16 protein-coding genes and 1 pseudogene are annotated in these 14,103 nt (G+C 47.5%); 13 read left to right on the top strand and 4 right to left on the bottom strand.

Going from position 1 to position 14,103, the window contains the following annotated elements; translation table 11 throughout:
- Positions 1 to 141 precede the first annotated feature (141 nt).
- The 4 genes from ACW5MY_RS05545 to ACW5MY_RS05530 all read left to right on the top strand — a co-directional run bounded on the left by ACW5MY_RS05545 (position 142) and on the right by ACW5MY_RS05530 (position 2,648).
- Positions 142 to 501 carry a hypothetical protein gene (locus tag ACW5MY_RS05545; RefSeq protein ID WP_013351750.1) on the top strand — a complete coding sequence of 120 codons (360 nt, stop codon included), beginning with the start codon at positions 142 to 144 and terminating at the stop codon, positions 499 to 501.
- Between the two features lie 121 nt (positions 502 to 622).
- The gene (locus tag ACW5MY_RS05540) at positions 623 to 823 is read left to right on the top strand and encodes a DUF3311 domain-containing protein (RefSeq protein ID WP_003155162.1); all 201 of its coding nucleotides are present in this window, start codon (positions 623 to 625) and stop codon (positions 821 to 823) included.
- Positions 820 to 2,289 carry a sodium:solute symporter family protein gene (locus ACW5MY_RS05535; protein WP_013351749.1) on the top strand — a complete coding sequence of 490 codons (1,470 nt, stop codon included), beginning with the start codon at positions 820 to 822 and terminating at the stop codon, positions 2,287 to 2,289. The genes ACW5MY_RS05540 and ACW5MY_RS05535 overlap by 4 nt, the downstream gene beginning before the upstream one ends.
- 41 nt (positions 2,290 to 2,330) lie before the next feature.
- Positions 2,331 to 2,648, top strand: coding sequence for a YbjQ family protein (locus tag ACW5MY_RS05530; RefSeq protein ID WP_003155166.1), 318 nt, complete (start codon positions 2,331 to 2,333; stop codon positions 2,646 to 2,648).
- Positions 2,649 to 2,679: 31 nt separating this feature from the next.
- On the opposite strand, the gene ACW5MY_RS05525 is transcribed toward ACW5MY_RS05530, so the two are convergent.
- The gene (locus ACW5MY_RS05525; protein ID WP_013351748.1) at positions 2,680 to 2,949 is read right to left on the bottom strand and encodes an excalibur calcium-binding domain-containing protein; all 270 of its coding nucleotides are present in this window, start codon (positions 2,947 to 2,949) and stop codon (positions 2,680 to 2,682) included.
- Between the two features lie 195 nt (positions 2,950 to 3,144).
- Between ACW5MY_RS05525 and ACW5MY_RS05520 the strand changes: the two genes are divergently transcribed.
- Together ACW5MY_RS05520 and ACW5MY_RS05515 are read left to right on the top strand one after the other, a co-directional pair.
- Positions 3,145 to 3,855 carry a YrpD family protein gene (locus ACW5MY_RS05520; RefSeq protein ID WP_014470007.1) on the top strand — a complete coding sequence of 237 codons (711 nt, stop codon included), beginning with the start codon at positions 3,145 to 3,147 and terminating at the stop codon, positions 3,853 to 3,855.
- Positions 3,856 to 4,008: 153 nt separating this feature from the next.
- Positions 4,009 to 5,220 carry a GNAT family N-acetyltransferase gene (locus tag ACW5MY_RS05515; protein WP_013351746.1) on the top strand — a complete coding sequence of 404 codons (1,212 nt, stop codon included), beginning with the start codon at positions 4,009 to 4,011 and terminating at the stop codon, positions 5,218 to 5,220.
- 36 nt (positions 5,221 to 5,256) lie between these two features.
- Here ACW5MY_RS05515 and ACW5MY_RS05510 read toward each other — a convergent pair whose 3' ends face one another.
- Together ACW5MY_RS05510 and ACW5MY_RS05505 are read right to left on the bottom strand one after the other, a co-directional pair.
- Positions 5,257 to 5,628, bottom strand: a complete 372-nt coding sequence (locus ACW5MY_RS05510) for an iron chaperone (RefSeq protein WP_013351745.1) — start codon at positions 5,626 to 5,628, stop codon at positions 5,257 to 5,259.
- Positions 5,629 to 5,774: 146 nt separating this feature from the next.
- Positions 5,775 to 6,353: a competence protein ComK gene (locus tag ACW5MY_RS05505; RefSeq protein WP_013351744.1), complete on the bottom strand. Its 579-nt coding sequence runs from the start codon at positions 6,351 to 6,353 to the stop codon at positions 5,775 to 5,777.
- Positions 6,354 to 6,668: 315 nt separating this feature from the next.
- On the opposite strand from ACW5MY_RS05505, the gene ACW5MY_RS05500 reads away from it, so the two are divergent.
- On the top strand, positions 6,669 to 6,902 hold the full coding sequence (locus tag ACW5MY_RS05500; RefSeq protein WP_013351743.1) for an IDEAL domain-containing protein: 234 nt from the start codon (positions 6,669 to 6,671) through the stop codon (positions 6,900 to 6,902).
- A 29-nt stretch (positions 6,903 to 6,931) separates the two neighbouring features.
- Here the strand turns inward: ACW5MY_RS05500 and ACW5MY_RS05495 are convergent, their stop codons facing one another.
- Complete coding sequence (locus tag ACW5MY_RS05495; RefSeq protein ID WP_013351742.1) at positions 6,932 to 7,789, bottom strand: SDR family oxidoreductase; 858 nt, start codon at positions 7,787 to 7,789, stop codon at positions 6,932 to 6,934.
- Positions 7,790 to 7,912: 123 nt separating this feature from the next.
- Between ACW5MY_RS05495 and ACW5MY_RS05490 the strand changes: the two are divergent.
- From ACW5MY_RS05490 to ACW5MY_RS05465, 6 genes and pseudogenes are all read left to right on the top strand, one after another.
- Positions 7,913 to 9,436, top strand: a pseudogene (locus tag ACW5MY_RS05490) (FAD-dependent oxidoreductase).
- A gap of 122 nt (positions 9,437 to 9,558) precedes the next feature.
- Positions 9,559 to 10,338 carry a protoglobin domain-containing protein gene (locus ACW5MY_RS05485; RefSeq protein WP_462061711.1) on the top strand — a complete coding sequence of 260 codons (780 nt, stop codon included), beginning with the start codon at positions 9,559 to 9,561 and terminating at the stop codon, positions 10,336 to 10,338.
- Complete coding sequence (locus ACW5MY_RS05480) at positions 10,335 to 10,850, top strand: methyl-accepting chemotaxis protein (protein ID WP_434534073.1); 516 nt, start codon at positions 10,335 to 10,337, stop codon at positions 10,848 to 10,850. The genes ACW5MY_RS05485 and ACW5MY_RS05480 overlap by 4 nt, the downstream gene beginning before the upstream one ends.
- Positions 10,851 to 10,980: 130 nt before the next feature.
- A complete protein-coding gene (locus tag ACW5MY_RS05475; protein ID WP_013351738.1) occupies positions 10,981 to 11,538 on the top strand; it encodes a biotin transporter BioY in 558 nt (185 codons plus the stop codon).
- A 9-nt stretch (positions 11,539 to 11,547) separates the two neighbouring features.
- Positions 11,548 to 12,984 (top strand): acyl-CoA synthetase, encoded by a 1,437-nt coding sequence (locus tag ACW5MY_RS05470; protein WP_014470004.1) that lies wholly within the window; start codon positions 11,548 to 11,550, stop codon positions 12,982 to 12,984.
- Positions 12,972 to 14,063 (top strand): acetyl-CoA C-acyltransferase, encoded by a 1,092-nt coding sequence (locus ACW5MY_RS05465; protein WP_013351736.1) that lies wholly within the window; start codon positions 12,972 to 12,974, stop codon positions 14,061 to 14,063. Before ACW5MY_RS05470 ends, ACW5MY_RS05465 begins: the two co-directional genes overlap by 13 nt.
- The last annotated feature ends 40 nt before the right edge of the window (positions 14,064 to 14,103 follow it).

Below are 14,103 nucleotides of genomic sequence, written 5' to 3'. Positions count from 1 at the left end.
TCCTTAACGAGTTTGTCTATCCTTATTCTACACATTATCTCCAAAAAACGAAAATGTTTACGAGATTTTCCGACTTGAAATATCGTGTAAACGAGTATAAAATAAGAACAAACGTTCGCACCTAAGAAAGAAGGAGTATTTATGCCTGACATCCGGAACAACACCCGCGATCTCATCGAAAAAGGCCTGTTTCTGCCCATGACGGCTGCCATCCTGAACCGGGACCTCGAAGCGCTTGATTCGTGCCCGTTCAAATTAAAACAACCCTATAAACAGCTTATCAGCTGCTCTTTAAAATTAGCACAAAAGGATTTGAGTGATGTTCGAAAAGAGTTAAGAAAGCGTAAAATCAAAATTTACGAAGCGGAAAGAGATGAAGCATTTACACTTTATATATGCACCATTGACGGCTATGAAGAAAAACACCGTTATTTCAACCCGAGAATACGGGAACAGGTAACCGCTTTATTGGAATATTACCTGTCAGCCGCGACCATTTAAAAAAGCAGCCGGGACTGCTTTTCCTTTTCAACCGGTAAAATTCAGACTATTCACACTATACATTCGACATTATTTTCTTTATAATCGGGACACGCTGTTTTCAATGAAAAGGAGGAATGTTATGAAACTGATTCATGTTCTCGCTGCCCTGCCCTTTTTCGGAATTCTCGCCGGTATTCCATTTGCCAACCGGGTGACGCCTTATGTTTTCGGAATGCCTTTCATTCTTGCATACGTCGTCATCTGGGCGGTGCTGACATCGGTTCTGATGGCTGCGGTTTACAAATTGGACAAAGAAAACAAGGCGGGTGAGACGGAATGAACGCAGCATTTCCCGTAATGGCCGCCGTGCTCCTGTTTTGTGTATATCTCGGAATCCGCGCCCGAAAAGGAAAAAAGATGGACCTAGAACAATGGACGGTGGGCGGACGCGGCTTCGGCACGATGTTTGTCTTTTTATTAATGGCGGGAGAAATATACACGACCTTCACATTCCTCGGCGGAAGCGGATGGGCTTACGGAAAAGGAGGACCCGCCTTTTACATTATCGCCTACGGCTGCCTTGCCTACATTTTGTCATATTGGCTTCTGCCTGCCGTATGGACATACGCAAAAAAACACAAACTGATGTCACAATCTGATTTTTTTATTTCAAAATACAACAGCCCGCTCCTCGGCATTCTCGTATCGCTCGTCGGCATCGCGTCTCTCATCCCCTATCTCGTCCTTCAGCTGAAAGGGCTCGGTTTAATTGTTTCAGCAACGTCATACGGACAGATTCCGTCAGCAGCCGCAGTCTGGATCGGCGCTGTCTCCATCACGATTTATGTAATGATTTCAGGCATTCACGGTTCAGCGTGGATATCAGTCGTCAAAGATATTATGATTTTAGGCATCGTCCTGTATTTAGGCATTTATTTGCCCATTCATTACTACGGCGGGTTTACGGAGATGTTCAAACAAATCGACGCCGCAAAACCCGGATTCCTCACGCTTTCTGATACCGGGCAGAGCGTTTCGTGGTTCAGCTCAACCGTCCTGCTGACTGCCCTCGGCTTTTATATGTGGCCCCACACCTTTGCCGCGTCTTATTCGGCGGAGCATCCGCGGGTGTTTCGGAAAAACGCGATCATCATGCCTCTTTATCAGCTCGTCCTGCTGTTTGTCATCTTTACCGGATTTGCGGCGATTCTGCAGGTGCCCGGTTTAAAAGGGGCAGACACGGATCTTGCCCTATTAAAGCTGTCTGTGAAAACCTTTGATCCATGGTTTGTCGGACTGATCGGATCGGCGGGCATTCTGACGGCGCTCGTACCCGGCTCAATGATATTAATGGCCTCAAGCACGCTGTTCGCCAAAAATGTGTACAAAGCCATTCTGCCGGGCACGCCTGACGAAAAAGTCTCGCGGCTCGCAAAATACGCCGTACCCGTCATCGCTCTGATTTCCGTATATTTTACGCTGAAAGGCGGAAATACCATCGTCACTCTGCTTTTAATGGGCTACAGCCTTGTCACCCAGCTTTTCCCCGCGCTTTTATTCAGCCTGCCGAAGCGGCGGTTTATCACAAGCCACGGCGCTTTTGCCGGCATAACGGCGGGAGTCGGAACGGTGGCCTTCATCACGCTGACTGACTCAACCATCGGAACCCTCTTTCCGTTTCTTCCGCAGACCGTTAAAGATATGAATACAGGCATCATCGCGCTCGTTTTAAACACTGCCGTCATGTTTGCAGTCAGCGCCGCGGTCAGAAAAAAACAAATCAGTGCAGCCGAAAAAGCGGCTTAAATGGTAAGATAGCGGTAAGACACATGAAAGGGGAAAGCCGTATGATTATGACAACGACTGAAACCGTCGCCGGAAAACAGATTACTGAGGTAAAAGGCTTAGTGACAAGCAGCATCGTCCAGTCCCGTCACATCGGAAAAGACTTGCTCGCAGGCTTAAAATCTGTCGTCGGCGGCGAATTGAAAAGCTATACCGAGATGCTGGAAGACTCCAAAAAAGCGGTAAAAGAGCGGCTGATCAGAGAAGCGGAACAGCTCGGAGCCAACGCCATCGTCGGCCTGCGGTTCGAACTGACCGCCGGACAGAACACATCCGAATTAATCGGATACGGAACCGCCGTCACCGCCGAATCCATTTAAAAAAACAAGCCCTTTTAAGCGGCTTGTTTTTTTATTTTTCACAGGCAATATAGTCTTTATCACGGTCGAGTCTTTTATTTGCATCGTAAAGCGCTTTTGATACATACGGCTTGTACTTCGTTCTGCCGCCCTTGTTTTTCACTTTCGACGACCGGGCCACGCCGCCCTTATACACCTTATTCAGCGCCTTGCAGTTTTGATAGGTTTTCACCTTTGTTTTCGCTTCTGCCGTCTGCCCAGCTCCGTATGAACATCCGAATACCAGACCGAAAGACAAAAGCACAGCTGCCGTCTTTTTCATTCTCTATCAATCCCCTCTCTTGAGTCATGCGGTATTGCTGAACATATCATAGTTCAAATAATCTCCATTTTCAAGATAAATAGGAAAAAAGTTTTAATTTACACCCTGACACATTACTTTTATGGAATTTATTCCAAAACCTTTTATAATATGAATTGATAGCGCTATCTGACTATGATGATAGGAGGAGAAATGATGATGAAAAAAGGGATTCTTGCGGGTGTCCTCACCTCAGCCGTTCTATTCGGGGCTTGTGCGGCGGATATTCCCGGGGTAATCAGCCCCAATACGGCGGAAGCGGCGTCCCAGCTCAGCAAAGGAATCGGCGGAAGAGCCTACCTGAACAGTACGGGTTCTGTGCTCGTCACGAAAATTCAGCTTCCAAGCTCGATTCAGGTGTCAAACGGGACAGCCTATATTTACTCAGGATTCACCGGAGGCACAGAGGCCGATATCGGGCTTCAGTACAGTGAAACTTATCATGTATGGAAACCGATCATGAAAGTCGGTTCAAAGGGACAAAGCCAGGTCCGGTATCTGGAAGGAGAAAGCCAATTCACCTATACGAAAGGTTTCCGTCCCGGCAGCACCGTACAGCTGACCATTTACAAAAATATGAACGGCAATACCCGCGCCACATATTGGGGCACGAATAATGACGGATACACCGGCCGCATCATTTCAGAACTCGCCCAGACAAATGTAGGATCTATCACAAAATGGAAAGCGCTCGCCACTGTCGCGGTCACATCAGAGGATCAGCGCCCTTACATCAAATCAAACTTCTCAACAGCTTTTACAAACATCACGATCGACAATAAAGCAGTCACGCCTGTGATTGATACACAGGATTTTGCCAAATTGACGGTGTCAGGCAGCAGCGTCAGCATGTCTGTCGTCAAATAAAGAACCCGAACGCACGATTCCTGCATCGTGCGTTTCGTTATGTCAATATTGCCGCGGGTGAAAAATTGGAAACACGGCGGGTTTTCATGTACACTTTATGTAAACCATAAAAATGATTGACGTTCAGTCATTATTCATACAGGAGTAACATTTATGAACAGAGAAAAAAGGCTTGAATTAAAGAAAGTCGAACCGAAACATTTGCAGCAATTTAATCAGCTGCTCCGATATGTTTTCCAAGTAACGAACAGCAATCTGCATGAAGTGGGATGGAAGGAACCCGAAATCGCTTCCGCGAAACTCCCCGTATTGGAACAAGCGCATGTATTGGGCTGGTTTGACAATGACAAACTCGTTTCACAGGCAGCTGTTTACCCTTTCCAAGTCCGGATTTTTAATAAAACATTTGAAATGGGCGGCGTGACGGGGGTCGGAACATATCCCGAATACGCCAATATGGGATTAATGGCGAAACTGTTATACAAAGCATTAGTTGACATGCGTGAGCGCGGTCAGTCCGTATCCTATCTGTTCCCCTACTCTATCCCTTACTACAGAAGAAAAGGCTGGGAAATTATCAGTGACAAAATGACGTTTGAGGTAAAAGACTTTCAGCTCCCGAAAATGAGAACCGTTTTGGGCGAAGTGGAACGCGTCGATCCGGAACATGAGGTCATTAAAGAAGTATACAGCCGATTCGCTCATAAAAGCCATGCGGCCATGATCAGAAATGAACTAGCATGGGATGAATATTGGCGCTGGGATTTAGAAGATCTTACGGCTGCCGTGTATTATGATCAATCCAGACAGGCAAACGGTTATGTTCTTTACTGGATTGCAGATGAAGTTTTTCATATTAAAGAAATGGTATATGTAAATGAAGAAGCGCGCAGAGGCCTGTGGAACTTTATCTCGGCGCATTTCTCCATGGTGACAAAAGTCGTCGGCGACAATTATTCTAATGAGCCGATCGCCTTTCTGTTAGAAGATGCCGAAATTAAGGAGACGATTTCTCCTTATTTTATGGCCCGGATTGTCGATATTGAACAATTTATCAATCAGTATCCCTTTAAACCGCAAAAAGAGAAACGGACATGGTCTTTTACACTGGAAGATCCGCTGCTTGAATGGAATCAGGGAGTCTTTACCGCGGAGATTTCGCCTGAAGGAAAAGCCGTTTTAAGCCGGGGCGGTGATGCGGATGCCGCAAAGCTGGATATTCAGACGATGACGGCATTATTATTCGCATACCGGAAACCGGAATACCTTCACCGCACAGGCCGGATCGAATGCGCGCCGGACACATTGGAATTCATTGAGGATCTGCTGGAGACGCAAACCCCTTATTTCTCGGATTACTTTTAATAAAAAAAACAGCCCTGATCAGGGTTGTTTTTTTGTTTATTTCCGCCAAAACCCTGAACAGTCTGCCTTTTCCTTAATATTATACTGAATCATGCTTTCAAGCAGATCATATTGCACCGGATCAGTCCATTGAATTCTGAACAAACGGGAAGTGGCGCTGTAGCCGGCACGGGCGATGTCGTCGGCAAAATGCGCAATACCCGCTTCTTCGGGGGAAACACTTACATGATGCTTCGCTGCTGCAAAGCCGATAATAAACGTGCCATGATCAGTAAACATCGGCGTATTCCACTTGATCTGCGGTTTTAAAATCGGAAATTGACCAGCCGTCCACGACAAGATTTCCTCCATTCGCAGGCGATGATCGGGGTTGTCGATTCCTGATACATATTTTGCAAACACATCCATGGCAATCTCTCCTAAAATAAAATGCAATTACTCTTTACATCATCATAGCCAACAGACGGACACGATACAACTCTGCCCGGGCATGTCAATCGTAAAAAGCCCTTCCCAAAAAGGAAAGGGCCCGTCCCTTCACATCACAGCTTTCTCTAATATCTCTCCCCCAGCTCCCGCAAAATAAAGTCGTAGATCATTTTCGTCCGCTCTTCTTTCGGGTACAGCATGAATTCCTGCCGCTTCGGGATATGGCTGCCCATCCTGTCCTGAAAAGTGGTTCTGAGATAGGCGGTTCTGTAGACTTGGTTTTCAAAAGAATGGTAGGATACTTCCAGCTCCATCGTTTTGCCGTTTGAGAACGTGACCGCCGTGTCATCAAATGCGGTCGGCTGAAAATCTTTAACGTGCACGTGAGATATCCAGCCGCATTGAGGCCGTGCTGAAGAAAGTGTAGGGAATAAAAAGATGTGATTTGAAGGGTCCACCATAATCGGCGGCTTGTGAGAAATTTTAATCGCTTCATACGTTCCCGCTTTTCTCCCGGCATAGCTTGAGCCAAAGTAGCGGCAGCTTCTGTCAATGATGTGAATCGGCTTCATGCTGACATACAGAATGCAGTCTTTTTCAATGACCTTCGACCCCATTTTACCGTCTATTTCCTCAGGCAAAACAGCGATGGTTGAACGATTTACTTCGTAGCTTTCTAAGGGTGCGTGTGTTTTCTGGCACATAATGTGCAGCCTCCAATCCTTTTCTTGAAAATTTATACTAATAATCTATCATCTGTCATTGGAAAACGACAGGTTTTTTTTGAATATAGCTAAAAATCACCTTTTAAAGTTATAAATTAGTCTTAAATTACTACTTAAATATTATTTTTCTCTTTCATTTCACATCATTTATACATGGTTATTTTTCGTTTTTTCGTCAATTTGCAGGATATGTCGATATATTTCCAAGTATTAGTTGTCTAAAAATTATAAAAATTAATTGATTTTTCCGGCGGTTATCCATATACTATAAAAAAGGCATTGGGGGGATTCTTTATGAAAGAGAAAAAATCGTACACTGAGCTCATGAAGTCCCGCAACACGCAAAAAGCAAATGAATTCGATGTGACAATGGCCGATATTTACATTCAAATGGTGCTTGATGAATCCTTGTATAAACGCCGGATCGCCATGCTGACAGAGCAGATTAACAAAGCGCTTGATGATAAAAATAAAGAAGCGTTCCTTACGCTGTCCAAAGAATATGCCGCACTCAAACAGAGTGAATAAGCCAATCCATATGGATTGGCTTTTTTATATTATCCGTTTACGATGGTGCCGCCGTTCACATGTATCGTCTGGCCCGTGACATATGAGGAATCATCGCTTGCTAAGTATAAATAGCTCGGTGCCACTTCAACAGGCTGGCCCGGGCGCTGCATCGGCACGTCTGAGCCAAAGACTTCCACTTCCTTTGCCGAGAAGCTCGCCGGAATCAGCGGCGTCCATATCGGCCCCGGCGCCACTGCGTTTACCCGGATGCCCTGAGTGACAAGAGATTGGGAAAGAGACCTTGTAAACGTGACGATCGCCCCTTTTGTCGCTGAGTAGTCAATCAATGTTTTATGGCCCTTGTAGGCGGTAATGGAGGCCGTATTGATGATTGAACTTCCTTTTTTCAGATGGGGGAGCGCGGCTTTCGTTAAGTAAAACATTGAAAAAATATTCGTCTGAAACGTTCTAATGAGCTGGTGGCTCGTGATTTTCTCAATCCCCGGCTGTACGTGCTGCTCACCCGCATTGTTGACTAAGATGTCAATGGAAGGAAAGGCTTGGCCCGCCTGGCGGATGACATCGTTGCAAAAGGCTTCGTCGCCGACATCACCTGCGATCAGCAGACACTTTGCTCCCTCTTTTTCTACATATTGCTTCGTCTCTTCGGCATCCTGATGCTCATCAAAGTAAACGATGACCACATTTGCGCCTTCCTTCGCGAACAAAACGGATACGGCGCGTCCGATTCCGCTGTCCCCGCCCGTAATAATCGCAGTTTTTCCTTCAAGTTTTTTCGCCGCTTTCGGTTTGTCAAACACAGGGCGCGGGTCCATCACATATTCAAAGCCCGGCTGCCGGTTTTGATGCTGCGGCGGCAAGGTTTTCTTCTTCTGATTAGCCAATTTGATCACTCCTTTACATTAATTACTATATTATGAGTAATTTGAGCATCTTATACGAGTTTCATGTATGAATATAGACTTATTGGAAAAATTAAGAATATACAACAGAGGAGGTAATCTGAATTGACTTCTTTTTCAAACGAGGAACCTGCTTCCTATTGGAGAGCAACAGCTGATATTCCTTCCTTTCCCGCCCTGACTGAAGATACGGAATGCGACGTTGCGGTTATCGGCGGAGGAATTACGGGCCTGACAACGGCATACGAACTGACGAAAAGGGGGTTCCGTGTCGCTGTCATAGAAGCGGACCGGATATTAAACGGGACGACCGCAGGGACGACCGCTAAAATCACTGCCCAGCATGATTTTATCTATGCCGATCTTATTCAGCAGATCGGACTGACCAGCGCAAGGCTGTATTTCGAAGCCCATCTTCGCGCTATGGAAGATATGAAGCAGATCATCAAGGATCTTTCAATTGAATGCAGACTGACTGAACAAGACGCCTATATATACACCAATACGGAATCAGGCGTCAAAAAAATCCGCAGCGAGCAGGAAGCTTACACTAAGCTCGGCATTGAACACGAGCTTGTAAAAGAACTTCCCGTCCCCGTTGATTGCAGGCTCGGCCTCGCCATGAAGAATCAGGCGCAATTCCATCCGCTTTTATATGGCGCGGCGCTCGTGAAAGAGATGGTCAAAAACGGGGCGCAGATTTTTGAACAGACGGCGGCAATTGACATTAAAAAAGAACCGCGGCCGGAAGTGGTCACGAAAAACAGACACGGCATCAAGTGCAGCTACATTGTGTGCTCCTCCCACTTTCCTTTTTATGACGGCGGCGGGCTTTATGCCACGAGAATGTATGCCAGCAGATCCTATGCCCTGGCGGTAAAACCGAAACAAGCGTATCCCGGCGGTATGTTTCTCAGCATAGACGAGCCGTCCAGATCACTGCGCTATACAGAGCTGAACGGTGAAGAACTGGTGCTCGTCGGCGGCGAAAGCCACAAAACAGGCCAAGGAAACGAAATGTCTGAACATTATGAAGCGCTGAAACAATTTGCGGAAGATACAATCGGAGTCGAAAGCATCCCATATCATTGGTCTGCACAAGACCTCGTCACCATTGACAAAATTCCGTTCATCGGCCCGATCTCAGGCGGTGAAGAACATATTTTGGCGGCGACCGGTTTTAAAAAATGGGGCATGACAAGCTCAGCGCTCGCGGCGAAGCTTTTGGCTGATCACATCCAAAACAAAAAGAACCCGTTTTCCGGCCTGTTTATTCCGTCCCGCTTCCACGCAGATCCCGGACTGAAAAAGCTGATTTCCTATAATGCCGACGTAGCCAAACACCTTATCTCGGGCAAACTTGAGAGGCCGGACGCTTCACCTGAGGCTCTTCAGCCCGGAGAAGGAAAAATCGTAACGGTCAACGGCAAACGGGCCGGCGCCTACAAAGACGAAAAAGGCTGTCTGCATCTTGTTGATACGACATGCACCCATTTAGGCTGTGAGGTTTAATGGAATGATGGTGAACGGACGTGGGACTGCCCTTGTCACGGTTCCCGGTTCACACCTAACGGCAAGGTTGCCGAAGGCCCCGCCATCAAGCCGCTGAAACGCATCACCCAAGATTGACGAAACCATTCTGAACGAATGGTTTTATTTTTTTTCGCATTAAAATATTTTCATCAGATTCCTTCATTCAAGTTCCTTCCAAACCGATAAAAAGAAAAAGAGAATATCTGGGGGAACTTATATTGTTATTTAAAAAAGACCGCAAAAAAGAAACAGCTTATTTTTCAGAAGCCGATGGCAAAAAACGCATCGAGCTTTCAAATCAATATGCAGATGTCAAAAAGCAGCTGAAAATGGTCAGGCTGGGAAACGAAGAACTTCATGTGCTTGAAGAGCTGCAGCCTCTAATCAAAGAACATATCTCCACAATCGTCGATTCCTTTTACCGAAATCTGGATCACGAAAAATCGTTAATGACGATTATTAACGACCACAGCACAGTCGAGCGCTTGAAAAAAACATTACGGCGCCATATCCACGAGATGTTCGCCGGTACGATTGATGATGAATTCATTGAGAAAAGACAGCGCATCGCATCCATCCACTTGCGGATCGGCCTTGAACCGAAATGGTATATGGGAGCGTTTCAGGATCTGCTTCTGTCGATGATGAACATATATGAAGCATCAATCCCGGATTTGCATGAGCTGTTAAAAGCGATCAAAGCCACGACGAAAATACTGAATCTTGAACAGCAGCTCGTCCTTGAAGCGTTCCAGACCGAATATAACTGCCAGCGTGACGAACAAGAGGAAAAGAAAGCCCGTCTTCATCAAAAAATTCAGGAAACATCCGGATCGCTCGCTGATCTGTTTTCAGAAACGAGCAGAGCCGTACAGGAGCTCGTCGATAAATCCGAGGACATTTCCGAGGCGTCAAAAGCCGGCACCGTCACTTCCGTCCATGTGGAAGAAAAAAAATCGGCGGAAAAAAAGAGCTTGAAAGCCAGCAAAAGCAAATGAATAAAATCGACGCCAGCCTTCTGCAGATTGAAGAAGAAATGGATAAGCTGAATGACATTGCCCAGCAGATCGAAAAAATCTTCGGCATCGTGACGGGGATCGCCGAGCAAACGAATCTCCTGTCATTAAACGCCTCAATAGAATCCGCGAGAGCCGGAGAGCACGGCAAAGGCTTCGCCGTTGTCGCGACAGAGGTAAGAAAGCTTTCAGAGGATACGAAAAAAATCGTTTCCACCGTATCAGAGCTTGTGAACAATACCAATACGCAAATCAACATCGTCTCTAAACATATTAAAGATGTAAACGGACTCGTAGGTGAAACGAAAGAAAAAATGACGCAGATCAACCGTCTGTTTGATGACATCGTCCAAAGCATGAAAACGAGCAAAGACCAGACAGGTAAAATCGACGTTGATTTACAAGCCTTTCTCGGCGGCCTGCAAGAAGTCAGCCGCGCCGTTTCCCACGTTGCATCATCCGTTGATTCACTTGTTATCCTCACAGAAGAATAAAGTTAGACCGACCGGCCTTTTTCATAAAGGGCCGGTCTTTTTTATGTTAACTTAAAATATAATAAAGTTGACATATATAAAGACTCGCTTTATTGTATAAACATATTTTGATAAGCTGGAGGAATACATAATGAAATTAATAGAAATGATGCATATTGCCGTGTTTGCTGCCATTATGGGACTTTTGGGGCTGCTTCCGCCACTTTTCTTATCCTTTACGCCGGTTCCGATTACGCTCCAGACGATCGGTGTGCTTTTATCAGGAAGCATATTAAAACCGAAAGCGGCGTTTTTAAGCCAATTGCTGTTTTTGCTGATCGTGGCATGCGGAGCGCCTCTCCTTTCAGGGGGAAGAGGCGGGTTCGGGGTTTTTTTCGGGCCGAGCGCCGGATATCTCGTGGCATATCCGCTGGCGGCATTACTGCTGAGCCTCAGTATTCGGGGCCTTCGCTCAGCCAGCGTCCCCCATTTGTTTATCAGACAGTTTTTGTTCGGCGTGCTCCTGTTGTATGCTATCGGCATTCCCGTTCAGGCTGTTATGATGCACATTGACATCATGACTGCCGTAAAGCTCAGCCTCATCTATGTGCCCGGAGATCTGCTTAAAGCGGCCGCAGCCTCATTCGCAGCCGTAAGAATCAGAAAAACACTGCAAGCAAGCCGGCTTTTGCCTACGAAAGGAAGCTGATGAGACATCATGATTACATCAACATATTCAGATATAGCCGGACAAACGCCGGACAAAATCGCAATTCAGACAGAAACAGAACAGATAACCTATCAAACTTGGAATAGACTTATAAACCAGACCGCAAACTGGCTTGGCAGCCTTTCAGTTAAGCCGGAAAACATTGCGATTTTACTGCCGAACGGAATGCCTTTTTTACAGCTATTCGCAGGCGCGGCGCATGCCGGCTGCACGGCAATTCCGTTAGACCCCCGCTCGACAGCGGCGGAATTCGCAGATCAGCTGCACATCAGCAACACCGATGTCGTCATCGCTGACCGCCGGCTGAGCGGCAGGCTGGACGGCGTCAAAACGCCTGTTATCCTGTGGGATGAATGCAAACCTTTAATCGAGGCGGAGAAAGCGGAAGGCGCATTTATAAAAAACGCCGGCCTGCCCTTTTATACCGGGTTCACCTCGGGATCGACCGGAAAGCCGAAAGCCTTCACCCGCTCCCACCGTTCGTGGCTGGAGAGCTTTGCTTGTACGAAACGCGAATTCGGTATTTCCCCTAAAGACAAAGTGCTCGTACCGGGCACGATGCGCTCATCACACTTTTTGTACGGTGCCGTCAGCACTTTATTTATCGGGGGAACCGTCATCCTTCAAAGAAAATTCAATCCGGCCGGAATAAAAGACTGGCTGAGACAAGCTGATGTTTTATATACCGTCCCGACAATGACGGACGCCCTGCTCTCGGCCGAGGCGTTTCCTGATAAACCGCTCAAGGTAATTTCTTCCGGCGCGGACTGGCCCGCTTGGTCTAAACAAGCGCTGTCAGATCGCTATCCTCATTTGCTATTATACGATTTTTACGGAACGTCCGAGCTGAGTTTCGTGGCATTCTTATCGCCTGAAGACAGCGTGAGAAAGCCTGACGCGGCGGGCCGGCCGTTTGATAATGTTAAAATCGAAATCCGCCGTCCAGGAGGAGAACGCTGCCTGCCGGGCGAAACGGGGAAGATTTTTGTGAACAGCCCGATGAAATTTTCCGGATATATCAACGGCGCAAAGCCTGATGATTCCGGGTGGATGACGGTTGATGACATGGGGTATGTCGATAGTGAAGGCTATCTTTATATCGAAGGCCGTGAAAACGGGATGATCGTATCCGGCGGCCTGAATGTGTTCCCTGAAGAGATTGAACGTGTGCTCAACGGCTGTCCGGGTGTCAGAAAAGCGGCCGTAACCGGGGTTCCCGATGATTATTGGGGCAGTATCGCCGTTGCGGTGATCGATGGGCATGCAAATGTAAAGGACCTGAAGAAACGGTGCCGCAAACAGCTGGCGGCATATAAAATCCCGAAAAAATGGCTGTTTTCAGATATACCGGAAACAGCCGGCGGAAAGATCGCCCGTGCCGCCATACAAAAGCAGGCAAAGGACATGATGGAATGGAAGCTGTAATTACGGATGCGAAACGAACGATTTTCGCCCGGGAAAACGGCCTGTTAAAAGATTGTCTTCCTGAAAATTTAGCAGCTCCGCTGATCCGCTATTTGAGCCGGAACATGGCAGAAGACATTGATGAAGTTCTGATCGGAAATGCGACAGGCCGCGGCGGGAACCTCGCCCGGCTATCAGCCTTGACGGCCGGGCTTCCTTTGAGCGTGCCTGGGACGACCATCGACAGACAGTGCGGTTCCGGGCTGGACGCCATGAGAATCGCGTGCCATTTTGTAAAAGCCGGCGCGGGGAGCACGTACATCGCGGGAGGAGCGGAGAGCAGCAGCCGCTCCCCTTTTTCTTCCCGCGCGCGTTTTTCACCTGAACATATCGGCGATCCTGATATGGGCATAGCAGCCGAGTATACGGCACAGGCTTACGCAGTCACGAGAAAAATGCAGGACGAATATGCCCTCCTCAGCTATGAACGGAGCTTCAAAGCGCACGAAGACGGCCTGTACCGACAGGAAATCCTCCCGTGTCACGGATTCGCCGCTGACGAAAACATGCTGAAAAAGCGGAACATGGAACCTCTTATCGCCCGCGCCAAACCCGTCTTTCAGTCCGGCGGCTCTGTCACCGCCGCCAACAGCTGCGGCATTTCTGACGGGGCGGCGGCGGTTTGTGTAATGGAAGAACAAAAAGCGCGGTCCCTCGGTTTAAAACCGAAATTGCGTTTTATCGGAAGCACGGTAAGCGGCGTCCATCCGCATTATCCGTCAGCAGCTCCGGTTTATGCCGTCAAAAAGCTTTTGAAGGAGCAGAACCTGTCACCGGATGATATTGATATATACGAAATCAACGAGGCGTTTGCCGTCAAAATATGCGTCTTTTCACAACAGCTTCAAGTGCCATATTCTAAAATAAATGTCCGGGGCGGCGCTCTAGCCGTCGGGCATCCGTACGGGGCTTCCGGGGCGGCGCTTGTCTCCCGGCTTTTTTATGAAGCAAAAAGACGGCCGGATGCCCGCTACGCAGCAGCAGCGATCGGCAGCGGGGGCGGAGTCGGACTGGCGCTTCTCTTTGAAGTGTTAACGTAACGGCAGTATAATAGATGATATTGATAAAAAATGATCGGAG

The sequence above is a fragment of the Bacillus sp. Bwzl_19 genome (assembly GCF_054900515.1).
Note: the sequence above shows the minus strand (reverse complement) of the source record. Positions and strands in the feature narration are given on the sequence as shown.